The following is a 26,980-nucleotide window of genomic DNA, read 5'->3' on the forward strand; positions in this document are numbered from 1 at the left end:
GCTAGCTCGCCGCAAGCGCGTCCGGGTTGCCCCATTGCGGCGGATTTGCTTGTCAATGTTTTTTTTCTCGCCTATACTCGGTTCATGCTTGCGCTTTTTTGCGCAAAGAGGAGGAGAATGCGCATCTTCAGCTCCCTCTCCCGCAGCGGATCGCTGCAAAACGCCTCTTTTTTTCTGAACCGCAGCCTTGCAAAGCGCATGCTGCTCCTGGGCCTGCCGCTGCTCGCCCTGGTGCTGCTGCTGATTTTTTTCCTTACCGGGCGAAGCATTGAAAGCATCGTCAATCGCGCAATAGCGCGCAACGCGCAACTGCAGGCCCAGGCCATCAGCCTTGCCCTGGAACAAATCCTGGTGGAAACGCGCAACCAGTTGCTGATTCTGGCCGCAGGCTCCATGGATCGGCAGGATATGCTGCGCAGGCTCAAATTCCGCGCCCAGGCCGAAGGTCTGCGCTACCGCGAAGTGGCCTTCATGGGCCTGAGCCCTGAAAAACGCTTTCTGCTCCTGAACTACGGCGGCGAGATCATCGTCATCCCCCCCCAGACGGCTCTGGATACGCCGGCCAGCCCCTTTCAGACCATCAGCGCGGGGCAGCGCCCCGGCCATGTCAACGTGAGCCAGCCGCTGGAAGTGGTCTACCCCATGGTGCGGATCAACGACTCCCTGCAAAGCCTGCCCTTGTATGTCATCCGCTTTTCCACTCCCATTTATGACGGGGAAGGGAATTTCCAGGGCATTCTGGTTCTCTCGCTGGATCTTGAGGTCCTGCGCGACGCGGTTTCGCTCTTTTCCTCCCCCGAAGCGCCGATCAACGCAGGCAGCGAAAGCACCCGCATCCGCAGCTTCTTTTTCGACAAGGAGGGCTGGATGCTCTTTCAATCCGAAACGACGGACAAAAACAGCAAAGAAAGCGCGCTGAGCTCGGACGCGGTGCGGGCAGGCTTTCGCGGGGATTTCGGCCGGCCCGGCTTCAGCGTCGCCTTTCGCCCCGGACCGGAGCATCTCAATTACTGGAACATCGTGGCCGACGTGCAGAACGGCCATGCCGGGCAATTTTTCCTTGCCAACGAGGCCACAGCCTGGAGCGACGGGCAATTGCGGGTGGAAGGCGTCAGCTATGCGCCCGTGACGTTCATGCCCAATGCCGAAGGGCCGCGCACCGTTCTGGGCGGCCTTGCCGTGCTGGACACCAGCTTCACGGCCACGCACACGGGCCTGCAACTCGTGGGCACCTATGTCTTGTGTTTTCTGGGGGGCTTGCTGCTGCTGGGGCTGAGTCTCTGGTGGCTCGCCCGGGGCATGGGCAGACATTTGAACATTCTCAGCGCCGAGCTGCAAAGCCGCAACGAGCATGACGACGCCGCAGCCCTCTGCCTGCCGCGCCTGCCCCCGGAGCTGGAAAGGATCAAGCAGAATATCAACGTGCTTCTGGAACGCCTGCGCCTGGCCAGAGCCGACCAGATCTCCCAGGAGGCCATGCAGACCGCCCAATGGCAGCGGGAACCAGTTGAAGGCCTGCCCAGTCCCGCCGCGCTGCCCGAAAAAGGCCTGGTCGGAACTTCCGCGCCCATGCAGGCCCTGCACAGCCAGATTCAAAAGGCCGCGCAAGTGCTTGCCGATGTTCTGATCGTGGGCGAAACCGGCACGGGCAAGGAGCTGGTTTCCCAGGCCATCCACAGCCTGAGCCGCCGCGCCGACGGTCCCTTTATCACCATCAACTGCGGCGCTCTGGATGAAACCCTGCTGATGGATACGCTCTTCGGCCATGTGAAGGGCGCGTTCACCGAGGCCAGGCAGGCCCGCAAAGGCGCTTTTCTGGCCGCTGAAGGCGGAACCCTGATGCTGGACGAGATAGGCAACGCCACGCCCAAAGTCCAGCAGGCCCTGCTGCGCGCCCTCTCCACCCGGAGCATCCGGCCCTTGGGCAGTGATCACGATCTGCCTTTTGACACCAGGATCATTGCGGCCACCAACGCCGAGCTGCACGGCGAGGCCCAGGACGGCTCCTTTCGCGAGGACTTGTATTACCGCCTCGCGGTCCTGACCATCCGCACACCGCCCCTGCGGCGGCGCAAGGAAGATATCCCGGCTCTTGTGGTCTATTTTCTGGCCCGCGCCGTGGAAGCCTCCGGTGCGGGCCATGCCCGCGCGCTCCCCAAAATCAGCCGCGGGGCTCTGGACAAGCTCATGCGCCACCATTGGCCCGGAAATGTGCGCGAGCTGGAAAATACCCTGACCAGGGCGCTGACATTCTGCGAGGGGCACATACTCTATGCGGAAAATATTCAGTTCGGGCCCGGTTCGCCGCCGCCTCCGGCGCATCCTGCAAAAAAAGACGCTCTCGCCCATCCCGAAGCTGACGCCGCCGCTCCGGAAAACAACGGGCCTGCGGAAAGGACGCCGGACGCCCGGCCCGACGCCACGGCCCAGGCCGCCGGGCCGGCCACGGATACGACGTTGCTCAACTACCGCCAGCGGGCGCTGCTGCCCTGTCTCAAGGATCGGGGGAGCATCAGCCGCCAGGAATATCAGGCCCTGGCCGGAGAAGGCATCTCCATGCGCACGGCCCAGTATGATCTGCAATTGCTGGTGCAGCTCGGCCTGATGTATAAGGTGGGCCGCGGCCCGGCCCAGCGTTATATGTTTACGGCGCGCCCCGGCGTCGCGGATGACAGGCAGACGGAAAAAGGAGCCTCCTGATGAACGCCGTGGATACCGTGCGGAAACTGTTGGGCCTGACGCGACGCATCAGCCGGGAAAAGGCCATGGCCGTCTTTACCCGGCGTTACGCCTCCTTCAAGGAACTTTTGCAGGCCAACGCGGATCTCGCGGGCATTCTGGCCTCCCTGGACGCGGCCCAGCGCGGCGAGCGCAGCCTGGAAATCGGCCAGGTGCGCAAAGAGGCCCGGCGGGCTATTTTTCAGTGCGAACGGATGGCGGGCTGTCTCAACGACATGTCCTCGCAGCGCCATGCGGAGCTCGGCGCGGTGGTGGAAGCCATCAGCGAGCGCATTGTGCGGGAGCTTGAGCAGTACGCGCGCGGGGACGTGACCTCCCTGACGCTGCCGCTCAGCGAAGTGGACGCCAGCATGGCATACAGCGTGGGCGGCAAAAACGCCAATCTCGGCGAGTTGCGCAATATGCTGGATATGCCCGTGCCGCGCGGTTTCGCCATTACCATCAAGGCCGGAAGCCTCTTTTTGCTGCGCAGCAACAGCCTGTTCAAAAACATCTACAGCCAGCTGCGCTCCGTGGACGCTGAAAAGCCGTCCACTATCAGCGCGGCGGCCCGGGAAGTGGAGCGGCTGATCCTCAATGCCCCGGTGCCCGATGAAGTGAGCGGCCCCATACTGGCGGCCTGGGACGAGGTTTTCGGCGCGGAAAGCGATATTGTGGCCGCCCTGCGCTCCAGCGCCATTGCCGAAGACGGCGTGCAGTCCTTTGCCGGGCAGTACCGCAGTATTCTGGGCGTCACGCGGCAGGATCTGCTCATGGCTTTCAAAAAGGTGGTGGCCAGCCTCTTTTCCCCCCGCGCCCTGGCCTACCGGGCCGTCCACGGCTACGCCCTGGACGCCACGGGCATGGGCCTGTGCTGCCTTGAAATGGTGCGGGCCAAGGCGGCCGGAGTCGCGTTTTCCAGGCATCCTGTGGATCTGCGTTCCAACTGCGTGCTGATCAACGGTCTCTGGGGCCTCGGGGAAATGGTGGTGGACGGCACGGGCACGCCGGATCAATGGCTGGTTTCGCGCGCCACGCGGCGCATAAGCCGCGAAACCGTAGCCCATAAGGAGGCGCGGCTGCTCCTTGTGCGCAAGGAGGGCAAGGTTGAAAGCGAGGTCGTGGACGTGCCAGAGACTCTGCGCGACGTGCCCTGCCTCAGCCATGCCCAGGTGGAACAGTTGGCGGCCCTGGCCCTGACCCTGGAACGCCATTATCAGTATCCGCAGGATCTGGAATGGGCAGTGGATGAGGAAGATCGGATCATCCTGCTCCAAACCCGGCCCATGTGCCTGGACTGCGGCGCCGAAATCGCCGCGCCCGCGCTGGGGCATATGCGGCCCCTGCTGCGCGGGGCGGATGTGGCGGCCAAGGGCGTGGGCTGCGGCCCCGTGGTCCTGGCCCACCCCGACGAGGATCTCACCCACTTTCCGGAGGGCGCGGTCATGCTTTTGGCCCACTCCTCGCCCAACGCCATGCCGGCCATGCCGCGAGCCGCGGCGGTCATTGCCGAAACAGGCAGCCTGACCGGGCATATGGCCTCCATCTGCCGCGAGTTCGGCGTGCCCACGCTGATGAATCTGCCGGGCGCGCTCAGCCTGCTCACGCCGGGGCAGGTCGTCACGGTGGACGCCCTTTCAGGACGCGTTTTCAAGGGCGAGGTGCCGGAATTGCTGGCTCTGAGCCTGAGCCGCAAGCTGCCCAGGGCCGATACGCCCGCCCTGGTTCTGTTGCGGCGGATAGCGCCGCATATTCTGCCCTTGCACCTGGTGGACCCGCAATCGGAACTTTTCACGCCGGGCAACTGCACCTCGCTCCACGATGTCATGCGTTACGCGCACGAATTAAGCTATACGGAGATGTTTCTGCTCTCGGACAGCGTCTCGGAGAACAGCGCGGGCGTGGCCAGCCGCCTGCAATGCGCCGTGCCGCTGGATCTGTATGTGATTGATCTGGGCGGCGGCCTGAAAAAACCGGAAGCTGCGCTGGTCGGGCCGGAGGATGTGACCAGTGTGCCTTTCCGGCAGCTTCTGGACGGCATGCTCCACCCGGCGGTGCGGGCCAACGGCCCCCGCCCTGTGAACATGCGCGGCTTTCTCTCCGTGATGGGCCAGAGCATGATTGGCGGCAATCAGCAGAACGGCGCGCGCTTCGGCGAACGCAGCTACGCCATTGTTTCCGATCGCTACCTCAACTTTTCCTCGCGTGTGGGCTATCATTACGCCATTCTGGACACCTGGTGCGGCGACACGCTCAGTAAAAACTATATCCGTTTTGAATTTGCGGGCGGCGCGGCAGGAAGCGTGCAGCGAGCCCGGCGCGTGCGCTGCATCGGCCTGATTCTCACGGAACTCGGCTTTACCGTCGTGGTCAACGGCGATAGAATACGGGCGCGCTACCAGAAATACCCCAAGCTTGAACTGCTCTCGCGCTTGGATCAACTGGGGCGGCTTTTAATCATGACCCGCCAGATGGATATGCTCATGGTGGACGACGAGGCTGTCCAGGCCTATGCCGCCAAATTTCTCAACGGCGAATACCATTAGAGCGTTTTGCTAGAGCGGTTTGCTAATGAAATGAGCTAAACGCTCTGGCAAGGCGAAGCCATGCCCGCCGTGCGCGTCAGCCGCTGGCGGCTGTGCCGCCTTACGGATGACGACAGCAGAGATAGGCGCAGGCGCAATTTACTTGCGCCGTTAAGCGCCGGAACGAGCGTTTCAAAAGAAATATGCTCTAACCGGATGGCCGGAAAGCCGCCCGCGCAACCGCTTCTTCAGGACAACTCATGAGCAATCTTTTTCGCGCCATACCCGCCGTTGACCTCTGCCTGGAGGCTTTGACGGCCGCCGATCCGGGGCTGGCCCAGGCGCCGCGCGCCCTGTTGCGCGAGCTGACCGCCGCCTTCTGGGAGCAACGACGCCAGGATATCCGGGCCGGGCGCTGCCAGGAGTCCGCCGCCCTGGGCCTGGACGCGCAGTTGCCCGCCCTGCTGGCTCATGTCCGTTCCGGCTTGCGCCCCTGCCTGCGGCCGGTGCTCAACGCCACGGGCGTTGTGATCCACACCAATATGGGCCGCTCGGTCCTGGCCCGGGAGGCCCGTGCCGCCGTGGCCCTGGCCGCTCAAGGCTATTGCAACCTGGAGCTCGACCTGCGCAGCGGCGGGCGCGGCAGCCGTTATGATCTGGTGGAAGGGCTGATCTGCCGCCTGAGCGGCGCGGAGGCCGCGCTGGTGGTCAACAACAACGCCGCCGCCGTGCTCCTCGTGCTGGACACCTTCTGCAAGGGCGGCGAAGTCATTGTCTCGCGCGGGGAACTGGTGGAGATCGGCGGCAGCTTCCGCATCCCTGACATAATGGAAAAAAGCGGCGCGCATCTGCGGGAGGTGGGAGCCACCAACCGCACCCATCTGCGGGATTACGCCGCGGCCATCACTGAGAACACCCGCGCCCTGATGCGCGTGCATACCTCCAATTACCGCATTGTGGGCTTTCATTCGGCCGTGTCCCTGCCGGAGCTGGCGGCTCTGGCGCGCGAGCACAGGCTGCCCCTGATTGAAGATCTCGGCAGCGGCAGTTTTACGGATTTTTCATCCTGCGGCCTGCCCAACGAGCCCACTGTGCCTTTTGTCCTGGCCCAGGGAGCGGATCTGGCCACCTTTTCCGGGGACAAGGCGCTCGGCGGGCCGCAGGCCGGGATCATCGCGGGCCGCAAAGTGCTGGTGGACGCGCTCAAGGCCAATCCCCTGACCCGCGCCCTGCGCTGCGACAAGCTCTGCCTGGCAGCTCTGGAGGCCACACTGCGCCTTTATCTGGACCCGGAAAAGGCCAGAGAGCGCATCCCCACTCTGCGCAGGATCGCCCGCCCGGCGCGCGAGCTGGCGCGCGAGGCCAGCGCGCTGGCCGCCCGCCTGCGCAAACATCTGGGCCCGGCCTGCCGGGTGAGTTTGCGGCCCGATGTCTCGCGCGTGGGCGGCGGAGCCTTTCCCCAATGCGATCTGCCCACCACCCTGGTTTGCCTCAAACCGGCCGCCATGAGCGCCACAGCCTTGAAAGCCGCCCTGCTGGACGCGGACCCGCCCCTGCTCGGCCGCCTGGAGGAAGAAAATTTCTGCCTGGATCCGCGCACCCTGGAGCGGCCTGACTGGAACGCTGCCCTGCGGGTTCTGCAAAGGGCGTTGTGCGCGCCCAGCCAATCATAACTGACAAGGAAACACGATGATGAAAAAAACACTGGCCTACAAACCCCAAAGCGCCTGGCAAATCTACGCCGGGGCCCAGGAGCGCAAAAAAATGGAGGCGCTGGCCGCCCGCTACATCGACTTTCTGACCCGTTGCAAGACCGAGCGCGAGACCGTGGACTATGTGCGCGAACGCCTGAGCCAGGCCGGATACAGCGAAGACTTTGGCGCGAAATCCGGCAACGGCCGCGTGCTGCGCCCCCTGCGCGGCAAGGCCCTGTTCGCGGCCCGGCGGGGCAAGGAACCCCTGGGCAAGGGCCTGGCGCTGATTGCCGCCCATGCCGACACCCCGCGCCTGGACCTCAAGCAGCGCCCGCTTGTTGAGCAGCCCGGCGTGGCTCAGGCCAAGACCCATTACTACGGCGGCATCCGCAAATATCAGTGGCTGGCCCGGCCTCTGGCCCTGCACGGGGTGATCATCCGCGAAAACGGCCAAAGCCTTTCCGTGAGCATCGGCGAGAAACCGGGCGAGCCGGTCTTCTGCATTGCGGATCTGCTGCCGCATCTGGCCCGGAAGCAGAGCGCGCAGACCCTCAGCGAGGCTTTTGAGGCCGAAAAGCTGAATATCATACTGGCCCACAGTCCCAAGGTCGAAAAAAAAGCAAAAAACGAGGGCAAGGACGCGCCCGGGGAGGCCGTCAAGGAACAGCTTCTGGACCTGCTGCACAAAAAATACGGCATCAACGAGGAAGATCTGATCACCGCCGAGCTCCAGGCCGTGCCCGCCGGGCCCGCGCGCTTCGTGGGCTTTGACAAGGCCCTGGTGGGCGGCTACGGCCAGGACGACCGGATTTGCGTGTTCACGGCCCTGGAAGCCCTGCTCACGGCCAAAGACGGGCCGCGCAACAGGGCCGTGATCTTCTGGGACAAGGAGGAAATAGGCTCGGACGGCGCCACGGGCGCGGCCTCGCGCTTTTTTCAATACTGCGTGGAGGATCTGGCGCGAGCCTGGGCGCCGGGCACGCCCGCGTCGCATGTGCTCCTGCGCAGCCGGGCCCTGTCGGCCGACGTGCAGGCCGCCCTGGACCCGGATTTTCAGGAAGTGCACGAAAAACAGAACGCCGCCCAGCTGGGGTACGGCCCCTGCTTCTCCAAATTCACCGGCTCGCGTGGAAAATACGGGGCCAGCGAGGCGGACGCCGAATTTTTCGGCGAGCTGCGCGGCCTGTACAACGCCAAAGGCATCCCCTGGCAGAGCGCGGAACTGGGCAAGGTGGATCTGGGCGGCGGCGGCACGGTGGCCCTCTTTCTGGCGGCCTACGGCATGCAGGTCATTGATCTGGGCCCGGCCGTGCTCTCCATGCACAGCCCCTTTGAGCTGGCAAGCTGCGCGGATCTGTACGCCACGCTGCAAGCTTACAGGGCATTTCTGGAGGCCTGAGCGAATCTTCCCCGGATCTGGTGTCTCTACATCGGGAAGTTTTGCCTTTCCGACAAGGAAAACAAGCCGATTGCAAAGGGAGTGCACTCCAGCCACAGCCGCCAACGGCTGAGGCGCGCGGCGGGCATGGCAAAGCCATGCCCGCCGCGCAGGCGAAATTTACTTTCGCCGTAAGCGCCGGAGCGAGCGTTTCAAAAGCAATATGCTCTAGATGTTCAGCGCCGCCGCATGGTTGACAGGGCCGCACCCCTTGCCCGGGCTATAGCTTTTGCGCAAAGCCAGGTTGAGAAATTCCTGAGCTTTGGTCACGGCCGTAAGCAGCGGCAGGCCCTTGCCCAAGCCTGTGGCGATGGCCGCCGAGAGCGTGCAGCCGGTGCCGTGGTTGTTGGCGGTTTCCACCTTTGCTTGCGGCAAGGCCCTGGGTTTCTCGCCGGGTACGCACAGGCAGTCAACGACCATCACAGCGTTGTGCATATGCCCGCCTTTGATCAAGACCGCCCTGGCCCCCATCCCAAGCAGTTTTTCACCGGCCGCAAAGGCGTCCTCCACATTCCTGATGCTCAAGCCGGTGAGCATTTCGGCTTCGGGACGGTTGGGCGTGAGCAGCTCGCAGCCGGGCAGGATTTCTTCTTTGAGCGCGGTCACGGCATCCTCTTGCAGCAGCTGACTGCCGCTCTGGCTTACGGATACCGGGTCCACCACCAGGGGGAAGCCGCGTCGGCGCAGGATAGGGCTCAGGGCTCGGATGATCGGTGCGGAAAAGAGCATGCCGGTTTTGGCCGCGGCCACGGGAAAGCCCTCCAGCACAGTGCGCAGCTCCAGAGCCACAAAGTCCGGTTCCGGGGCGTGTATGCCCGTGACGCCAAGACCGTTCTGGGCTGTGAGCGCGGTAATCACGCTCATGCCGTAGCCGCCCAGGGCCATGATGGTTTTCAGATCGGCCTGGATGCCCGCGCCGCCGCCGGAGTCGGACCCGGCGATAGTCAGAATGTTGGGGGGAGTCGGCATATATGCGTTCCTTATGGGTACATTTAGAGCATTTTTTGATTGAAAATATCCATTTTCAATCACTTCGCTGCCATCATTTCGCGTCCAGGCTTCAGCCGTTGCGACGAAGGAGGCTACGGATGAAGACAGCAATTAGAGCATTTTCAAAGAGAAAACGCCCTAAGCGCATCTTCCGTGAAGAGCAGGAGAGAAGGGGCAGGACGTTTGCCGTCCTGCCCCGGAATGCTTTGTGGCTGGGCGTTTTGCCGCCCGCTACTGCCGCGGCGTCGTTGCGCAGCTCGCGGCTCAGGCGTTTTGCGGCGCGCCCGTCACGCTCTTGCGGCCGAGCAGCATAAAAGCCACAAAAGCCGCAATGGCCGCAATGACGCCGATGGTATTGGAAAGTTCGATGCTCATGCCGAAGCCCATGGTGCGCTCAAAGCAGATGTAGGAAACGCAGACAGCGGTCATGAACACGGCGGGCAAGGAGCAGATCCAATGGAAGCGCCCCTTGCGGTACAAATAGGCCGCCGCGGCCCAGAGCATGATCGTGGCGAGAGACTGGTTGGCCCAGCCGAAGTAGCGCCAGATGATGTCAAAGTTCACCTGGGAAAGAATGATGCCGATCAGAAACATGGGCACGGCGATCAAAAGGCGCGGCGGCACGGCCTTCTGGGAATAATTGAAGGTTTCGGCAATGGTCAGGCGCGCGGCGCGGAAGGCCGTGTCGCCGGAGGTGATCGGCAGCGCCACCACGCCCAGGATGGCCAGCACGCCGCCCACGCCGCCCATCAGGGCAAAGGAGGACTGGGTGACCACGTTGCCGGGGCCGCCGTTGGCCAGAGCGGCCTGCAGGGCCTCAGGGCCGTGATAGAAGCTCATCCCCACTGTGGCCCAGACCAGGCCGATGAAGCCCTCGGCCACCATGCTGCCGTAAAACACGGACTTGCCCAGCTTTTCATTGGCCATGCAGCGGGCCATGAGCGGGGACTGGGTGGCGTGGAAGCCGGAGAGCGCGCCACAGGCAATGGTAATGAAGACCATGGGGAAGATGGGCAGCCCCTTGGGATTCTGGTTGGCCCATTCGATGGAGTTGTAGAATTCCGTGCCGCTGACGAACATCATTACCGTGATGCCCACGGCCATGAAAATCAGGATCGCGCCGAAAACAGGGTAGAAGCGGCCGATAATCTTGTCGATGGGCATGATCGTGGCCAGAAAGTAATAGGCAAAGATCACGCAGACCCAGAAGGTCAGGTTCATCCAGCCGGGCGTGAGCTTGGCCAGCAGCGAGGCCGGAGCGGCCACAAAGACCACGCCCACCAGCACCAGAAGCACCACGGCGAAGACCCGCATAATCTGTTTAGCGGCATTGCCCAGGTTATAGCCCACGATGGTCGGCACATTGGCCCCGTTGTACCGAATGGAAAGCATGCCGGACATGTAGTCATGCACGGCCCCGGCAAAAATGGTGCCGATCACAATCCAGAGCAGGGCCGAAGGGCCGTACAGCGCGCCCAGGATCGGGCCGAACACCGGGCCCACACCGGCAATGTTCAGCAGTTGGACCAGCCAGACTTTCCAGACGGGCATTTCCACATAATCCACGCCGTCGGCATGGGTTTGGGCCGGAGTGGGTCTGCCCGGCTGCACGCCGAAAACTTTTTCCACAATGCTGCCGTAAATCCAGTAGCCGAGAAACAAGGCCGCCACAGCCAAGAGAAAGTAGACATAATTTGGCATAGCTTTTCTCTGCGCACGCGAGTGGTTGAGATTGTCAAAATGAGTGCCCACGCCGGGCAATCTTTTTTGATGCAAGAGTGCTTCTTAATTACCCGGATGTCACTTCGGCGTCAATATCCGGCTCTCTGCAGCGCGTTCTGGCCATCGCCATGCAGCATCGTTGACAGCAATGTGCTTTCGCGCCGTTGCAATGCCGCCGCGTTGCGGCGGATTGCTTGAGAAAGTCTCTGGAAAAAGTCTTCACACTCAACAAAAGGGATGGTATAAATAGAAAAGCAGAGTCGATGTGCTGTGGCCAAGAGCGTTCGCCTTTTACCACGCTCTGTCGGCATGGCGCAGTCGTGCGCCGGGGCCCGGCCTTTGCCGGGCCCCGGCGGCGTGAGCGCTTTGACTGCCCCGACTTCGCACTGCCCGGCCGAGAAGTTTGCCCGGTTGCCCTGTTCTATCGCTCAGGATGACGCTGTCTGCTGCAACTCCCCTGGTTGCGGTCTGCTTGCGGCTGCATCCCCTTTATGAGGAGATCCGGATGAAGTTGGAAAAAAAAGCGCCTCAGGTTCCCGACATCATGAACCTTCCCAAGCCCCGACCCGGCAGGGGCGGCGGCCGTAAACTCCTTGTGCTGGCCCTGCTGGCGGTTCTGGCGGTGGGCGGCGCCGCATTCTGGCTCACCCGCGACAAGGAAACCCGCGAGCAATGGCGGGACCAGGCTGCCGCTGCCATTGACAACGCCACCAGCGGCACGCCTCTGGCCGGGGTCAGCGATCTGCTGCGCGACGCGCCGCCGCCTTTGCCGCCGTCCGTAACCAGTCCCAACACCGCGCCCGGCACCTTTGCCGGTCAGAACGTGCAGGGCACAGTGGGTTCTCCGGTGGATACTTCCCTGCCGCCGGGGCAGGCAGGCCTTGCGGGCAGCGCTTCCGGCGGTCTTCCGGGTCTGGATTCGGCGCAGCCTGCGCTCCCCAAGGTCACGGAGGACAGCAAGGTCCGACCCGGCTTTGTGGAGGATCTGGCAGCGTATCTGGTCTCGCGCTACAAACCGGGAGCGGGCGGCGGCTCGCTTGCGGCAAGCGTGCAAAGCGTCAACCAGCGTTACGGCACGAAAATGACCGGCCTGGCCGGGGGCGGCCGCGAGGCGATCCTGCGGTATGCCTTTCATCCCACCATGCTTCAGAACCTGTACGCGCTCTATGTCGAACGTTTCATGGCAGCCTTGGGCCGCGAGGCTTTTGCCAGGGGCTTGACGCCGGAACAGACCCGGCAGATGTTCATGCTCCTCGCAGGCCGTTTCGTGATGGTGGCCGGGGGTCTGGAAGGCGTGGCCGCGATGCCGGATCTGAACAGGCGGCTCAAGGAGCTGGAACAGCTTGCGCAAGCCGCGGTGGATATCAGCTCGCAAATGACCGTGGCTGTTTTCGATCTGGATCAGTTGCGCGAGGACAAGGCCCCGGCGTCCCGCATCTCCGCGGTTCAACTGCGGGTAGACGGCTTGAGCGCTCGCTACCGCCGCGCCCTGGAAGAGAGAGCAACCGCGCAGCGGGCCCTGGTGGCAGCCATCCGCAAAGGCGGCGGCCACGCCTTGGATGAGGATTCGCTCCTTTTTCTGGCCCACTGGGTTGAGCGGCGTTTGCGCCATGATCCCCAGGCCCTGGCGTCCGTGCAAAGCGCCGCGGGCATTCTGCGGGATTTGGCCCGGCGTTGCGCCCAGGCCGGAGCAGGCGCTGCCGCGCGACCGGCGTCTGCCGGCACGTTGCCTGCGGGCCGGCCCGCTGCCGCTCCTCCCGCGCCTGTACCCGGCGGCGCTGCCGCGCCGCAGAGCGGGGCGCGACTCCCGGCTGCGCAGCCAAACATCCCGGCGGCCCAGCCTGCCGTGCCCGCTCCTGTCCAGGTAGGCGGCCAGGGCCGGTGAGCCGGTCTGCTTTGCTCTTTGTGGGCGGCACGCGCAGCGGCAAGAGCGGGCTGGCCCAGCGCTGGGCTGAGGCCCGGGCGTGCCGCCGCCTTTTTCTGGCCACCTGTCGCGCGCAGGATGCCGAGATGGCCGAACGCGTGGCCCGGCATCAGGCGCAACGGGGCGTGGGCTGGCAGTGCCTGGAGGAGCCCCTGGACCCGCTGGCCGCAGTGAGGGATTTTTTGGAGCAGCGCGCCGCTGCGTCCGAGCCGCTGCCCGGCGTGCTGTTGCTGGATTGCGTGAGCATCTGGCTTGCCAATCTGCTGGCCTCCGATTTCGCGCCGGATGCGGCGCTGGAAAGGGTGGCGGCCCTGGCCGCCTGGCTTGAAACGCCGGGGCTGCCCACGGCTGTGGTCAGTGCCGAAACGGGTTTGGGCATTGTGCCCGGCACTGCTTTGGGCCGTTTGTACCGGGATGTGTTGGGCAGTGCCAATCAGATGCTGGCCAGGGCCTGCCCCCGTGTGATTTTTGTGAGCTGCGGTCTGCCCCTGGCTCTCAAGGGGCCGTTGCCGGAGGAGATATGCTGATACGCGCGCACGCATCTTTCTGCCGCCCTGTGAGGGCGGTTTTCCGCTTCATCTGCTGCCTGGCCTGGCTTATGCCCTGCCTTGCGGCCGCGCCCGCGTCCGCTGCATCCGCCGATCCGGGCGCGGAGCAGGCGCGTCTCTGCATCGCGCAGGCAGGCAAGGCCGTGGACGCGGCTGACGTGGCGGCCTTTGAGCGCCTTGTGGATCTCGACGCCATTCTGGACGAGGCCCTGGACCTTTTTTTACGGGAGGCGCAAAAACCGGAAGTGGCCGGACAATTGCCGCCGCTGCTGGCAATACTCTTTTCCCAGGCAGCGGGCCAGGACAGCGGGGGCGTCAATGTGCGCAGCCTGCTCTTCAGTGAGATCAGGGCCTTTGTGATCAACGGCGTGGCTTCCGGCGCTTTTGCCGGGCGCAAGCCCACGGGGCAGGCTGCCCAAGGCCTTCTGGCTCCGCTTTTTGCCGATGCCTCCACCGGACGCAAGGAAATCCGCGAGATCGGCCAGGCCCGTCGCGACGGCCAGGGCTGGCTTGTGCCTTTTACGGTGCACGACGCAGGCAACGGCGAGACGTATGCCGTGCTGGGCCGCGTCAGCCCGGTGGATGACGGCTGCCGTCTGACGGCCGTGGAAAATCTGGAGGAACTTCTGGACCGTGTGGCTGCGGAAAGCCGGAATGTGGTTCCCTAGCCCTTTCGGGAAGAAAGATCACAAAGGCTGATGTGCTGCGGGAGTATAACGGTGGCTTGGGTTCTGCCCATGTGGCCGAAGGCGGCCAGAGGTGATCTTACTCTGTGTCAGAGCGCGTCGCGTCGCGCTCGCCGGCTCATGCGCATCCTGTCGATCAGCATGCAGCAGCCGCTGAGCGTAATAGTGACGGCCGCCGCGGTGAAAACCCCCCGGTAGCCGTAGCCGCTCTGGATCACCAGCCCGCCCAGCAGGGGGCCGAGCATGCCGCTGGCGTCAAAGGTGGACATCATCACATTGGAGTTGATCGAACGGGTGGGCGGCGTGGAGCGGTCATACACGGCGGCGGCCAGCAGAGGGTAGAGCAGGCCCAGGCCCAGGCCGTACACGCAGGTGATGGGAAGAAAGGCCCAGAGCGGCCCCCAGGCCAGAACGAGCATGCAGCAGGCCAGCACGCCGCTGCAAAGGGTGATCACCCGGTAGCGGGGCAAGGTGTCCAGCCGGTTGCTGCCGAACAGCCGGACCAGAATGATGGTGATCGTGTAGGTGGAGAAAAACCAGGCCGGATGCGCCCCGGTGACGGAGGTCAGGCCTTTCATGAAGAAAATGGCCAGCACGGTCATGATGCTGAAGGTCAGACAGGCCGCATAGACGAAAAAGAGGCCGGAGTGACTCACGGCCTGCCAGAGAGCCCGTCCGGAAATGCTGTTTTCGCCTGCCGGGGGCATTTCCGGCCTTCTCAGGCGCGGGGCCAGAGGGATCAGCATGGCCAGAGTGGGCAGCCCCAAGGTGGCCGTGAGGGCAAAGAGCTGCGCCTCGCCGCCGAGCAGCGGCAGAATGCGCTCGGACAGGGCCGGGATGATCGAATAGGGCAGCAGCATGGTCAGGGAAAAGAGGGCAAAGCCCCTGGCGCTCTGGCCTTTGGGAATGCAGCTCACCAGCACGGCCACCACACAACTGGAAAACACGGCCAGGGCAATGCCCTGAATAATGCGCAGCAGCCAGATGATGCCCACAATGTGTTCGCCCCGGACATAGGGGTACGCCAGCATGACGCAGCTTGAGACAACGATCGAGAGCAGCAGGGCAAGCAATGTGCCGCGCCTGAGCAAAAGAAAGCTGGCCAGAGGGCGGAAGAGCAAAACCATGGCGAACAGGGAGGAAAGCAGCACCCCGCGCCAGTTGGGGCTGATGCCGAGGCCTTCCAGCCATTGCTCGAAAGAGTAGAACACGGCGATGTAACTGTTGGAGCACATGGCCATGCAGAAGAGCAGGATAAAGTCCCGGCTCAAAAGCTTCTGCGGCGGTTCAAGGGGCTTGTCCCAACGCTTGGCCCGGCTTTGCAAGTCGGCAAGGCACGGCATGAAGGCCTCAATTCTCCGGAAGAGGTGTATGTTGACGGCGTTCGGGCGAGCGCCGGGCGATACGCGGCGCGGCTGCGGCAACCGCTCTGCCTGCGCGTAACAGTGGCGTCCGTCTGCAGAACGGCAATTTCAGCCCATAGGGCGCAAGGCAAAACCTGGGCAAGCGCCCCGCGTGCCCGCCGGACCGACGCCGAAGCAAGGCCTCAAAGGCCGGGAAGCGCGTCTGCGTCGGATGCGGCTCAGAAAGAGCGGCATCGGAGTATTCCAGTCTACGGGTATCGGGAGCAGGGCGCAAGAGTAATTTCGCAGCCCCGGCGGCGATGCGACAGTATCGCCCAAGCCGCAGGCTTCGTGAAAGCGAAGTGCGGCTCCGCCGCCGGAGCGAGCGTTTCAAAAGCACTATGCTCTAGGGCCTGTTCACGCTATTTGACGAATTATATTCATGGGGTATACTTGCCCCCATGAACATAACCAAAGAACAATATGAACGCATTGCCGATTGTTTCCCCGACAGCGGGGAAATGTTTCCCTGGATAATCGCCAGGTTCTCAATGCTATCCTCTATGTCGCGGAAAATGGCTGCAAGTGGCGGCGTCTCCCAAAAGAATTCGGCAACTGGCATACCATTTATACCCGAATGAATCGGTGGAGTAAAAATGGCGTCCTCGCCAAAATTTTTGAGCGGCTTCAGCGCGAGCGGCTTATTGCCGTCAAAATCAAGGTTCTTTCTCTTGATAGCACTATCATCAAGGTTCACCCCGATGGAACAGGGGCTTTAAAAAAACAGGCCCCCACTCCATCGGCAAATCCAGAGGCGGATGGACAACCAAACTTCATTTGGTTGCCGCGTCCCCTGAATGTGCCCTGATATTCAGTCTTTCCCCCGGCAATGCGGGAGATGCGCCCCAAGGCAGAAAACTTCTGGAAGCCCTCGGCCCTGCGCCTGCGCCTTGCAGTCTCCTTATGGACAGATCCTACGAAGGCAATGAAACACAACAATTGAGTCGTCGTCTGGGCTATGCGCCAGTAGTCCCTCCCCATCCCTTGCGGCGTAAGCCTTGGAATTATGACAAGGAGTTATACAAAAAACACAATGAAGTTGAGAGATTGTTTCGACGCTTGAAGGGCTACAGGCGCATAGCAACCCGCTATGACAAGCTTGACGCATTGTTTCTTGGCTTCATCCTGTTTGCCCTCATCGTTGAAGGACTTAAAAAGTGTTAACAGGCCCTAGGGAATACCCCTGAAAAGATGCCGGATACATGACCGCATTCGTTCCCTTTGAAATGTAAAAACCCCCGTGCAACCACCTGAAATGGCGCATGGGGGGGTTATACTGCCTGCTCTTGTGCAAGCCCTTGATATTCCTTGGTACCGGGAGCGAGACTTGAACTCGCAAGAGGTTGCCCTCGGCGGATTTTGAGTCCGCTGCGTCTACCAATTCCACCATCCCGGCATATCAGAGCGGCCCGGCTGTTTCCTGTTTGCCAAACGCGTTGCGCCGCCGTAAGTGTGCTTACTATCCCAGTCCGCCGCCTTCCGTCAAGTGGGAGCATGGCGTTTTCCGCTGCAAGGCCGCGTCTTCCGGCTCAATGTCCCCTTCATGTGTGTAAAGGCGAATCCCTCATGGCGCGCAGGCATCACGCCCTGCGTTTGAGCCCGGCACTGCCCGGTTTGGCCCAAAAACGTGATCCATGCGCCACAACACTGCAAGTGGATTGCACTGCTCTTTTGCAGTCTCCGAAAAAGCGGCCAGGCGCGCTTATATCCCTGGCCGGGCCTGCAGGCTGCGTCTGCCCGGAGGCTGCGGAGAGCGGCCCGCAGCCTGATGCGCGAGGGAGCAGGCGAAAATTTTTATTCGCGGCTTTTGTCCGTGCTCAGCAAGATGACCGCCGAAAGCACCAGAGCGCTGCCGATCCAGCCGCTGATGCTGAAATTTTCCTGCCAGAACAGCCAGACCCAAAACGTGCTCAGCACGGGTTCCAGATGGCAGGTCACGGCCGCGCGCACCAGGCTGAGCCGCTTCAGGCCCTGGCCGTAGCAGATATAGGCGAAATAGCCGGTGAGCAGACCCAGAAGCAGCAGCCAGAACCAGACGCGGGGCGCATGGCGCAGACTTACGGGCACGCCGAGCCAAAGGGCCAGGGTTCCGCCCAGGAGCATGAAGGCATAGATGGCGGCGGTGGAATAGCGGCTCTGCCACCAGCGGTAAAAGGGATAATGCGAGGCATAGCAGAGACCGCTCAACAGGCCGCAGGCAATGCCCCACATGGATGCCTGCCCCGGCAGGCTGCCGCCGGAAAAGCAAACCAGCGTGGTGCCCGCGAGCGCAATGCCGATGGCGCTGATTTTACGGGAGGAAATTCTTTCCTGAAAAAGAAGGCGGGAAAAAAAAGCCACCCAGACCGGCGCCGTGTAGAGCAGCACCACGGCCATGGCCGCGCCGCTCAGTTTGATGGCGTATTGCGTGGCTCCGAAAAAGACGCCTACGCCCCAAAAGCCGAATACGGTAAAAATGCAGGCGTCGCGCGGGCGGATGCGCAACTGCCCGCTCAGGGCCGCATGCCCCAGAAAAAACGCGCCCCCAAACGCTGCCCGCCAGAACGCCGTTTCCAGCGGGCTGAGCCCGGCGTTCATGCAGATTTTGGAAATAACGCCGATCAGCGACCAGAAAAAGGCCGCCAGCAAAATCCAGACATAGCCGCCGAGGCGATCACTCTGATGCATGCGGATTTCCAGGTTGTGGATTTGGCGGTCAGGCGTGCGCTGTCTTTGCTCCCTGCTGCTCACAAATGCCCAGCAGGCGCAGAACCAGACCCGCCACCTGGGTTTGCGCGCCGGGCAAGGGCAGATCCGCCCAGGCCCGGCCCATCAGCCAGAGCGGCACGCGGCGGTTTTGCGCCACGGCGTCGCTGTGCCCGCCTTCATTGTCCATGCCGTGATCGCTGGTCACCAGGACGGCATAGTCTTCGGCCAGCCAGCGCGGCACATGGCGGGCCAGCAGGTTGTCGGCCCGGCGCGCCGCCTGCCGGTATGCCGGAGAGTCCGCCCCAAAGCCGTGGCCGGCAAAGTCAATGCCCATGGGATGCACCAGCAGCAGATCCGGCGTATGGCGCAGGCGCAGACATTCGGCATCATGAAAAAGCTCATCGTCAGGATAGGCGTCATTGCCGTAAAACAGGCCATGACTGACAGGCAGGCGCGGATCATCGATCAGGCGATCCCTGCCGGGCGCAAAGGGCGCGCGATTGCAGAGCTCGCTGATCCAGTAATACGCGGCCGCGGCAGTGGTCAATCCGGCGCTGCGCGCCCGCTGGAAGATGGTGGGTGCCGGGCAGAGCCGGGCGTCGTCGTTATGCAGAATGCCTGTCTGCACCGGAGCAAGCCCGCTGAGCAGCGTGGCGTAAATGGGCCGGGAAAGCGACGGCAGCTCGGCCTCAAGCTCGCAGTAGCGGGCTTCGCCCGCTTCCTCCAGGGCCAGAGCGAAACTCAGGCAACGTCGGGCCGTGCTCGCGGCGAGCCCGTCCAGCAGCACGAAAACCAGACGGGGCATCACCAGTCTCCTTTTCCGGCCGGGCGGTCGGGAAAATTCAGGGCCGGGGCCTGCGCATAAAGCTGGGCGGCCGTCACCCCCCGGACGTCAAAGGATTCCCTGAGCCATTGCAGATAGACGCGGATTTTTTCCAGCAGAGCGGCGGCGGCGGCCTCATCCGGCACATGGGGCGAAGCGCCGGGCAGCATTTCCGAGGAGTGCCAGAACAGGCTGAGCACCTTGCCGCCGCGCGTAACATGGGTGCGGGCGGCCAGCCGCATGACTCGCAGACTGTGCCAGATGGGATTGGCGCTCAAGGCTCCCCAGAAATGAAATGAATCCAGCAGCGCGTTGCGGCGGGCGGCAAGCCCGTGCCAGAGCCGCGCCGCAACGGGCCAGAGCGGGATCTGGGTGATGGGCGCTTCCAGCAGGCGGCAGCCCGGCGCATCTTCGACCCAATAGGGATCCGGGGGCGCCAGAAAATGATCCGCGCCGTCCTTGAAAGCGCGCAACGGGCAGATGGAGCTGTCCACCCGGATGCCCGCCTCGGCCAGCAGCGGCCGCACCACGGATTTCAGATCCCAGCGGCCCATGCGAAAGCTGGTCAGCGGCGCGGACTGGAAATCGCGCCCGGCGTCCAGCAGGGTTTGCAAACGTCGGCGCAACAGCTCGCGCGGCACACGATCCGTGCGCATGGGCGGGCCATCTGCCCCGCCTTTGTTGCCCGATCCCTCCGGCAAAGCCGAGGGAGCGTCCAGGGGCGGGGTGCTCCAGTGGTGCAAATGCGCGGCGATCTCCGCGCCGCAATGGTCGCGCATCCAGGCCAGCGCCCGACGGCCTTGGGCATCGGCAAAAACAGCGTGCGCGCAGAAGAGCGTCAACGGAAAGCCCAGCTCGTGCGTCAACGGCGCCAGACGCGGCAAAAGGCCCACATTGCGCACGCCGCAACCCGAAGCGGCATAGCGGCCTGAAAAGAGTCCTTCTTCCTCCACATCCAGACTGACAATAACGCGCAACGACCCGCTTTTGCGGCTCCTGTCTCTTTCAGAGGCGAGTGTCGTCATGGCGACATACTATGCCCATGTCTTTTGCAAGGCAATCGGACAAGTGCGGGCGCAGCGCATTCCCGGCCATGCGAAAAGGAGCGGCATGGAAATGCCGATCCTCTCTGAAACAGCGGCGGTGAACAAGGCTTTTGGAGCGTTTTGCTCATGAAATCAGCAAAACGCTCTGGCTCTATTGAATGGATTTTCCCAGATCAAAGGCTTGCTGAATTTCGCTTTTTCCTTTGATATCGCCAACATCCATATTTCCTCCGGCCAACACATGGCCGAGGTTCTCCCACCGCAGATGCTCCATCAGGTGGTCGTAGTAAAGAACCGCGTCCTCAAAGCCGTGGCCCTCCGCCGCCATCAACAGGGCGGAGGATTTTCCGTTTCCTCTCAGGAGATTGCCGTCCCCCTCCTCCAGAGCGAACAGGCGGTCAAGCGCCGTCCTGAGCTGGCCGCTCATGGTCCAGTAATAGAGCGGCGAGGCCAGCACAATCACATCGCAGTCCCGAACCGCCGGGTAAATCTGCGCCATATCGTCCTTTTGGACGCAGGGGCACTCTTTCTTGCCATGTCCGCCGAAGCAGCCCTTGCAGCCGTGGATGTCCATGCCGTCCAGAAAAAACTCGCTAACGCTATGTCCAGCACTCTCCGCGCCCTCGTAAAGGCTTTGACCAAGGCGGAAGTGTTGCCGCTCTTTCGGGGACTGCCATTGAGAATGACAATTTTTTTGGCCATACCCACACTCCCTCAGAACTTCTCCGCCAGTTCAGCCGCCTGAGCGCAGCCGTCAGTCCTGGCGATGGCCCCGGCCTCCAGAACGCCGGGCACCAGCACCTCGCCCACCACCTTCCACTTCATCAGGGCGGCAGACCGCTCAATGGGGATGCGGACGCCGTCCATCACGGACATGTCATCTTCCTCGCAGCAGACGATCATGGCGCACTCCTTGCCCGCAAAGTCCTTGCCGCCCACCACCAGGGAGTACAGACGGTCAATGACGCCCTTGATCTGAGCAGGGATAGAGTACCAGTAGACCGGGGTGGTGAACACCACGGCGTCCGATTCCAGGACGGCGGGGGCGATGGTATTGAAGTCGTCATCAAAAGAGCAAGCCTTGCCGGTTTTATAGCAAGTCTCGCAGGCGTGACAGCCTCCAATCTTCATCATAGCGGCGTCAAAGCGGGTGACAGTGTGGCCCCTGGTCCGGGCCGCCTGGACGAAAGCATCGGTCATGGCAAAGCTGTTGCCGTTCTTCCGGGGACTGCCGGTAATGACTACAATTTTCTTGCCCATAAGAGAAAAGCACTCCTTTTTTTCAAGCCGACTTGACTCGTTTCACGGCTCGTATTAGAGCGGTTTGCTGTTGAAAACAGCAACCGCTCTGGCGGCCGCGGGAGCGGACGCCCGCGCCGAATGAGCGTCCAGACCGCGTTCTGGACGCGAAATGATGGCAGCGCCGCTTTTGAAATTGAATAATTTCAAAAGCAAAATGTTCTAGTATAGTAGCGTGAATTACTAAATTGACAAGTACGCACTTCAAGGTGTGATACTTACCCAAAGGAGAGTGTGCCATAAGTATTGATTGCATCAAGGATACCAAATTGGAGGACACGGGTTTCAGCTATACCATGTTGCTGATCCAGGGGAAATATAAGATGGTTATGGGGCCGCAGGAAAGATGAGAATGGCTACAGGAGCCAACCATAGTTGACCGATGCCTGACTTTCCTTTGACTGACGCCGGTCTGGTGCTTGACCGGAGGAGGATGGCGGCGTGAAAAAAGGTTTGAGAATGGGAGGGTAATTTGGGGGCTGATCCGCACGAGAAATGAGAATGTGAAGGCTACCAATCGGGAGACTCTGACGCTGAAAAAACGCTACTCCTGGTACTCTCTGCCTACCCAAAGAATCTGACCAATCACACGGAAGCTATCAAAAGTCTGCTCCCCCAATTCAATGACTATCGGGCGATATTCAGGATTGACACTCTTCAATATAATCTTCCCTGGCTCCTTATCGATCCTCTTCAGATAAATAGCATCTTCAAAACCGACGGCGTATATTCGCCCCAGCTTCACCTCTTTTTTACTCTGGTCAATCAAAACCGCATCCCCATCCATAATTTCTGGCTGCATACTGTCACCTTGCACTTTCATCACTACCATTGAAGCAGGGTTGCCCTTTCGGCGCAAAAAAGCCGACGAGAACGCGCAGTAGCCCTCGACTTCCCCCTCCACTTCAAAGCTTCCTTGCCCAGCCGACAATCTGGCTTTCACCAGCGGCACGTTAAGCATGCCGCTCCCATCTTCTATTCCCTCAAGAGCATACGCCTCAGAAGTAGATATAAATTGTTGGATATCTTTTTTATCTCCAGGCTCTTCTTCCTCTAATAGCATTGGCCCAAGACCAGTAAGAAGCCAATGAGGGGAAATTCCAGTTGCGTCACATAATTTTTTTACAAAATCGGATTTTGGCACTCTCCCGTTTTCGTACCTACTAAGGGAATTTTGGTGAATCTCTAGCTCTCTGGCTGCCTGCTCTTGGGTGTCAAAATATTTTTTGCGGACAAATCTTATGCGCTTTCCAACGGTATCGAGTGTGTTCAAGTTCGGCTCCCGGAAGTTGAACAGGAAGTTGAACACCCTGTTTTCCCAAGCTTGCGGAATATTGGGATAAGAATATCCCAATATTTTTTGAACTTGAACACCTTTTTGGTTGACAAATAATCCCAAACAGGTGAAAAGGGGAAACGGGTGGTTGACAAGTCACGCGACAAGTCAGCCATAGCAGGCAGCCAAGTTTTTAGCAATGGAGCGTTAACCGGCTTTCTAAGGAGGCAAAAGTGAGCAGACTCCAGCCCTATTGCCAAGGCAGGGCGGACTCCAAAAGGGAAATCCAGAGGATTCTGGATGGCCAAGGAAAGAATTTTATAGATGTGGCTGCCTTGGCAGGCGTGAGCAAGCAGACAGTTTCTGCGACCATGAATGGATTTCGGCACAGCCCCAGAGTCCTCGATACGTTAAGGCTTCTGGGAGTACCAGAAGACCTCCTTCATGACCCACGGCATTCCAATAGTGCAGCCTAGGGCCTGTTCACGCTTATCAGAAAAAGTCTTGTTTTTTCGGAACACTGCCTCGTAATTCTGCCGGGAAAGGATTTTCGTTGAACTCTTTAAAATAGTTGAGAATGCGCAGGATAGTGCTAACACGCCCTAGGTGAACGTCATGGCGTTAAAAGAGGCATATACAGCACAAGAGCTTGCAATACTTTTAGGCTGTGCAGTCCAGTCAGCGAACCGAACAGCCAAACATGAAAATTGGCAGTACCGCAAGAGGGCGGGACGTGGAGGCGGTAATGAATGGCTTGTTTCCTCCATGCCGGACGCGACACAACGCGCCCTCCAGATGGCGGAGGAACGCCGGGCGATAGAGGAAGAATCTGCCCACAATGCCGCCCTTCCAACCGTTGTCGCTTCCCAGCTTCCTTCCCCGGCACGGCAGGCCATTCTCGACGACAAGCGCCGCTACAAAGCCCTCGCCAAGGCCGATCTTCTTGACCTCTATCTGAACTGGCAGCGCAAATATGGCGCGACGGTATCTCAAAAAGAGGCATTCATTCACGCCTACCAGGGCGGTGCCTGGTCTAAATTGCTGACCGAGCTTGGCCCGCGCATCAGCTGGAAGAGTCTTGAACGCTGGAAGCTGGAGCAGAAAAAAGCCGGCAGCGTTCTGGCCCTGGCCGACGCTCGCGGGCTGGCCCATCGCGGCAAGTCCATGCTCACCGAGCAGCACAGGTCCATCATTCTGGGGCAGGTTATGGACGGAGACCGCCAGATCAGCACCTGCGTCAGGATCATTCAGGCCCGGTGCCAGGCGGAAAACATCGCCATTCCCTCTGAAGACACGATCCGCCGCTGGGTCAGCGACTATTCCAGGGTCAGCTTCCAGAACTGGACGCTTTTCCGCAAGGGCGAAAAGGCATGGAACGACGACTGCGCCCTGTCCATCCTGCGCGACTGGAGTCTGGTGGATGTGGGCGACATCGTGATCGCCGACGGCCACACCCTGAACTTCGAGACCATCAACCCGGAAACCGGCAAACCCTGCCGCATGACGCTCCTGCTCTATTTTGACGGCGCGAGCCGCTATCCGCTGGGCTGGGAGGTCATGGCGACTGAAAACACCCAGTGCATAGCCAGCGCATTTCGCCGGGCGTGCATCCGATTGGGGAAATTCCCGCGAGTTGTCTATCTCGACAACGGCAAGGCGTTTCGTTCCCGCTTTTTCAAGGGCTGTCCCGATTTTGAGCAGGCCGGATTCCTTGGCCTCTATCGTGATCTTGGCTGCGCGGTCATCCACGCATGGCCCTACCACGGCCAGAGCAAGCCCATTGAACGGTTTTTCGGAACCATGCATGAGCTTGAGGAACTGACGCCGTCCTATACTGGCTGGAATATCGACCATAAGCCTGCCAGACTGCAAAGAAATGAGAAGCTGCATCGCCGGCTGCATGAAAAGCTCGGACGCGGACCGCTGACGCTTGAAGAGACCCACTACTGGCTTGCCGCCTGGTTTGAGATGTATGCCGCGCGCCCGCAAACGCGCACGCATTTGAAGGGCAAAACGCCGGGCGAAGTTTTCCTTGATGGACGCGGCCCCGGCGTGGACGTGGACAGGCTGACGCTGATGATGCTGCAGAAGGAGATTCGCACCATCAGCAAGGACGGCATCCGCATGTTTGGGCGGCTTTACTGGAGCGAGGAGCTTTCCAACAGACGCCACCCCGTTCTGGTGCGCTACGATTTGCAACTTTCCCCATACACCGTGCTTGTCTACGACCTTGAAGGCAACAAAATCTGCGAAGCACGCGACCGCGAGCATTACAAGATCGCCTGCGGCATTCATCCGGCAGCCAGTGTTCTTGGAACTGAAGAGCAAAGACGGGATTTGTCAGAAGCCCTCGCGCTTACCAAATCCCAGGCACGCGAAGCCAAGTCGGGCATCAAGGGGTTTGTGGAAGGCATCATTGTGCCGGAAGTGCGCCAGAGCCAGCAGATAGCAAAAGCGCCACAAAGCATCCCCGCAGAGAAGAAGGTGGCCGCGCTTTCTCCCAAAGACAAGGCAGTAATCGAGGCTGCCAAAGCCCAAGCCCTTCTGGAGCAGGATGACTCTGTCTACCAGCCCTCAATGCTGCGCCGCTGGCCCGACGAGCCGAGCCGCTACGCCTACATCTGGGACGTCCGCTATGAGCAGAATGTGGAACTGGTGCCAGAGGACGCGGCATTCATGGACGCCTTTGAACAGACACCCCAATACCAGAACAATTACAAATCCCTCTACGACACGAAGCTGGAACTGCGGAACTTCCGCAGGAACCAGTGCGCAGCCGCAGGATAACCCAAACAGGGAGTGAAAAAGATGCGAGACGTAATCATTCCAACAGATGCCACAGCGCGCTTCAACACGGCGGTTGACGCCGTTGTGGAGGGCGGGCGCGGCACGAGCGGCTTTATCCTCGCCCACGGCCAGGCCGGGCGCGGAAAGTCCGTGGCCGCAGACCAGTATCACTACCAGCGCGGCGGAGCTTACGTCCGCGTCTGGGAGGGCTGGACGCAAGCCGCCTTTCTTCAGCGCGTCCTCTTCGAGGTGCGCGGAAAAAACGGCGACCTGCCGCGTATTTCGGCGGACAGGGCCAAGCAGGCCATCGTTGAGCTGCTTGAACGCGACCGCACGCCAATATTCGTTGATGAGGCTGACCGGCTTGCCATCGGACGCATAGAAGATCTGCGTGACATCCTCGAAAAGACCGGCGCACCCATCATTTTGATTGGCGAAGAGGCCATTTTCGGGCTGCTTTCCGAGCGGCGCAGAGTGTGGAGCCGCGTCGCGCATGAGGTTGAATTCGGCCCCATTTCGCCTGCCGAGGTGGCCGTATACGCCATGAAAGCCGCAGGTCTGGATATCCCTCCGGAGCTTTGCAAGCGCATCGCGGAACGCGCCGAGGGAGACTTCCGCCTGGTGCGCAACATGATGCTCCTGCTGGAAAAGGCGGCCAGGGCTGCCGAAAACTTCAAGGTGGACGCGGCCATGCTGGAAACCGTCTTCTCCGCAAGACCGTGGCGGCGAAAGTAGAGCGTTTTGCTAATGGAATTAGCTAAACGCTCTGGCAGGGCGAAGCCATGCCCGCCGCGTAGGCGCAGGCGCAATTTACTTGCGCCGTTAAGCGCCGGAGCGAGCGTTTCAAAAGCAGAGAGTATTAACTAAATAATGTTTTAATGTCATCCAGAGTTCCATTCACATGAAACCTGGCAAAAAGAGCCATCGCAAGTCAACCATGTGCAGACTTCGTGAAACAACGACCGACTTTCGGCGGAATCTGGCAAACCAGTGACGCTGGCGACAATTATTCCTTTCTATGCGGACTGTGCCACTTTTCCCCTGAAGCAGATCGTTTTCGCCTATCTCCAGAGGATAAACCTTCCACTTGTCCGTACAGTAAAACCAGACTTTCCACTTTTTCAAGCGCTCCATCAATCTATGGAGGGTAGCCTGATCACGCCCGCCACATTCCCAGTCGATGAGTTGACCGGTATCACGACAATAGGCTTTCCAGATCCAAAGTTTGTTTTTTTGACTTTAGAAAATGCCACATTTCATCAAGTTCAATAATGATGGCCTCACCAGGCTCAGACTTTTCATAAACACGTTCCGCAAAATTTCGTACCCAACGTAAAACAGCGGGGGGTGAAACATGAAAAATTCGGGCAATGGCAGACAGGGACAGACCCATGGTATACAGCGTGACAGCAA

The 26,980-nt window shown here is 61.0% G+C and carries 21 protein-coding genes, 1 tRNA gene and 2 pseudogenes; 12 read left to right on the top strand and 12 right to left on the bottom strand.

What is annotated here, in order from left to right; genetic code table 11:
• Positions 1-117: 117 nt before the first annotated feature.
• The 4 genes from G7Y51_RS00535 to G7Y51_RS00550 all read left to right on the top strand — a co-directional run bounded on the left by G7Y51_RS00535 (position 118) and on the right by G7Y51_RS00550 (position 8,336).
• On the top strand, positions 118-2,700 hold the full coding sequence (locus G7Y51_RS00535) for a sigma 54-interacting transcriptional regulator (RefSeq protein ID WP_165174476.1): 2,583 nt from the start codon (positions 118-120) through the stop codon (positions 2,698-2,700).
• Complete coding sequence (locus G7Y51_RS00540) at positions 2,700-5,264, top strand: PEP/pyruvate-binding domain-containing protein (protein WP_165174477.1); 2,565 nt, start codon at positions 2,700-2,702, stop codon at positions 5,262-5,264. Before G7Y51_RS00535 ends, G7Y51_RS00540 begins: the two co-directional genes overlap by 1 nt.
• Positions 5,265-5,503: 239 nt before the next feature.
• Positions 5,504-6,916 (top strand): L-seryl-tRNA(Sec) selenium transferase, encoded by a 1,413-nt coding sequence (selA, locus tag G7Y51_RS00545; protein ID WP_165174478.1) that lies wholly within the window; start codon positions 5,504-5,506, stop codon positions 6,914-6,916.
• A gap of 19 nt (positions 6,917-6,935) precedes the next feature.
• The gene (locus tag G7Y51_RS00550; RefSeq protein WP_165174502.1) at positions 6,936-8,336 is read left to right on the top strand and encodes an aminopeptidase; all 1,401 of its coding nucleotides are present in this window, start codon (positions 6,936-6,938) and stop codon (positions 8,334-8,336) included.
• Positions 8,337-8,543: 207 nt separating this feature from the next.
• Here G7Y51_RS00550 and thiD read toward each other — a convergent pair whose 3' ends face one another.
• From thiD to G7Y51_RS00565, 3 genes are all read right to left on the bottom strand, one after another.
• The gene (gene thiD, locus G7Y51_RS00555; protein WP_165174479.1) at positions 8,544-9,344 is read right to left on the bottom strand and encodes a bifunctional hydroxymethylpyrimidine kinase/phosphomethylpyrimidine kinase; all 801 of its coding nucleotides are present in this window, start codon (positions 9,342-9,344) and stop codon (positions 8,544-8,546) included.
• A gap of 285 nt (positions 9,345-9,629) precedes the next feature.
• Entirely contained in the window at positions 9,630-11,066 is a 1,437-nt protein-coding gene (locus G7Y51_RS00560; protein ID WP_165174480.1) for a carbon starvation protein A, read from the bottom strand.
• Between the two features lie 110 nt (positions 11,067-11,176).
• Positions 11,177-11,365, bottom strand: coding sequence for a hypothetical protein (locus G7Y51_RS00565; RefSeq protein WP_165174481.1), 189 nt, complete (start codon positions 11,363-11,365; stop codon positions 11,177-11,179).
• A gap of 227 nt (positions 11,366-11,592) precedes the next feature.
• Here G7Y51_RS00565 and G7Y51_RS00570 point away from each other — a divergent pair, with 227 nt between their 5' ends.
• The 3 genes from G7Y51_RS00570 to G7Y51_RS00580 are packed head-to-tail and all read left to right on the top strand — an operon-like array spanning position 11,593 to position 14,227.
• On the top strand, positions 11,593-12,972 hold the full coding sequence (locus G7Y51_RS00570) for a hypothetical protein (protein ID WP_165174482.1): 1,380 nt from the start codon (positions 11,593-11,595) through the stop codon (positions 12,970-12,972).
• Entirely contained in the window at positions 12,969-13,538 is a 570-nt protein-coding gene (locus G7Y51_RS00575) for a bifunctional adenosylcobinamide kinase/adenosylcobinamide-phosphate guanylyltransferase (protein ID WP_165174483.1), read from the top strand. The genes G7Y51_RS00570 and G7Y51_RS00575 overlap by 4 nt, the downstream gene beginning before the upstream one ends.
• A complete protein-coding gene (locus G7Y51_RS00580) occupies positions 13,532-14,227 on the top strand; it encodes a hypothetical protein (protein WP_241160081.1) in 696 nt (231 codons plus the stop codon). The genes G7Y51_RS00575 and G7Y51_RS00580 overlap by 7 nt, the downstream gene beginning before the upstream one ends.
• A 107-nt stretch (positions 14,228-14,334) precedes the next feature.
• Here G7Y51_RS00580 and G7Y51_RS00585 read toward each other — a convergent pair whose 3' ends face one another.
• Positions 14,335-15,588 carry an MFS transporter gene (locus G7Y51_RS00585; protein ID WP_165174484.1) on the bottom strand — a complete coding sequence of 418 codons (1,254 nt, stop codon included), beginning with the start codon at positions 15,586-15,588 and terminating at the stop codon, positions 14,335-14,337.
• A 461-nt stretch (positions 15,589-16,049) separates the two neighbouring features.
• Between G7Y51_RS00585 and G7Y51_RS00590 the strand changes: the two are divergent.
• Positions 16,050-16,812: pseudogene (locus G7Y51_RS00590) on the top strand (IS5 family transposase).
• A 145-nt stretch (positions 16,813-16,957) separates the two neighbouring features.
• Here the strand turns inward: G7Y51_RS00590 and G7Y51_RS00595 are convergent.
• The 4 genes from G7Y51_RS00595 to G7Y51_RS00610 form a co-directional block, all read right to left on the bottom strand.
• A tRNA-Leu gene (locus tag G7Y51_RS00595) sits at positions 16,958-17,044 on the bottom strand.
• 398 nt (positions 17,045-17,442) lie between these two features.
• Entirely contained in the window at positions 17,443-18,315 is an 873-nt protein-coding gene (locus G7Y51_RS00600) for an EamA family transporter (RefSeq protein WP_165174485.1), read from the bottom strand.
• A 28-nt stretch (positions 18,316-18,343) separates the two neighbouring features.
• Positions 18,344-19,141: an alkaline phosphatase family protein gene (locus G7Y51_RS00605; protein ID WP_165174486.1), complete on the bottom strand. Its 798-nt coding sequence runs from the start codon at positions 19,139-19,141 to the stop codon at positions 18,344-18,346.
• Positions 19,141-20,184, bottom strand: coding sequence for a hypothetical protein (locus tag G7Y51_RS00610; protein WP_165174487.1), 1,044 nt, complete (start codon positions 20,182-20,184; stop codon positions 19,141-19,143). The genes G7Y51_RS00605 and G7Y51_RS00610 overlap by 1 nt, the downstream gene beginning before the upstream one ends.
• Between G7Y51_RS00610 and G7Y51_RS00615 the strand changes: the two genes are divergently transcribed.
• Positions 20,183-20,335, top strand: coding sequence for a hypothetical protein (locus tag G7Y51_RS00615; RefSeq protein ID WP_165174488.1), 153 nt, complete (start codon positions 20,183-20,185; stop codon positions 20,333-20,335). The two genes, G7Y51_RS00610 and G7Y51_RS00615, sit on opposite strands and share 2 nt — an antisense overlap.
• A gap of 21 nt (positions 20,336-20,356) precedes the next feature.
• Here the strand turns inward: G7Y51_RS00615 and G7Y51_RS00620 are convergent, their stop codons facing one another.
• The 3 genes from G7Y51_RS00620 to G7Y51_RS00630 all read right to left on the bottom strand — a co-directional run bounded on the left by G7Y51_RS00620 (position 20,357) and on the right by G7Y51_RS00630 (position 22,777).
• Positions 20,357-20,923, bottom strand: coding sequence for an NAD(P)H-dependent oxidoreductase (locus tag G7Y51_RS00620; RefSeq protein ID WP_241160083.1), 567 nt, complete (start codon positions 20,921-20,923; stop codon positions 20,357-20,359).
• Positions 20,920-21,465, bottom strand: a complete 546-nt coding sequence (locus G7Y51_RS00625) for a flavodoxin family protein (RefSeq protein WP_165174489.1) — start codon at positions 21,463-21,465, stop codon at positions 20,920-20,922. Before G7Y51_RS00625 ends, G7Y51_RS00620 begins: the two co-directional genes overlap by 4 nt.
• Before the next feature lie 583 nt (positions 21,466-22,048).
• Positions 22,049-22,777 carry a helix-turn-helix transcriptional regulator gene (locus G7Y51_RS00630; protein WP_165174490.1) on the bottom strand — a complete coding sequence of 243 codons (729 nt, stop codon included), beginning with the start codon at positions 22,775-22,777 and terminating at the stop codon, positions 22,049-22,051.
• A gap of 329 nt (positions 22,778-23,106) precedes the next feature.
• On the opposite strand from G7Y51_RS00630, the gene G7Y51_RS13660 reads away from it, so the two are divergent.
• The 3 genes from G7Y51_RS13660 (at position 23,107) to G7Y51_RS00645 (ending at position 26,302) form a co-directional block, all read left to right on the top strand.
• Positions 23,107-23,256 (top strand): LacI family DNA-binding transcriptional regulator, encoded by a 150-nt coding sequence (locus G7Y51_RS13660; protein ID WP_277424679.1) that lies wholly within the window; start codon positions 23,107-23,109, stop codon positions 23,254-23,256.
• Between the two features lie 139 nt (positions 23,257-23,395).
• A complete protein-coding gene (locus G7Y51_RS00640) occupies positions 23,396-25,567 on the top strand; it encodes a Mu transposase C-terminal domain-containing protein (RefSeq protein WP_165174492.1) in 2,172 nt (723 codons plus the stop codon).
• A 21-nt stretch (positions 25,568-25,588) separates the two neighbouring features.
• Entirely contained in the window at positions 25,589-26,302 is a 714-nt protein-coding gene (locus G7Y51_RS00645; RefSeq protein ID WP_165174493.1) for an ATP-binding protein, read from the top strand.
• 460 nt (positions 26,303-26,762) lie between these two features.
• Here G7Y51_RS00645 and G7Y51_RS00655 read toward each other — a convergent pair.
• A pseudogene (locus G7Y51_RS00655) lies at positions 26,763-26,980 on the bottom strand (helix-turn-helix domain-containing protein); the annotation flags it as partial.

This window comes from Desulfovibrio sp. ZJ369 (assembly GCF_011039085.1).
GTDB lineage: Bacteria > Desulfobacterota > Desulfovibrionia > Desulfovibrionales > Desulfovibrionaceae > Desulfovibrio.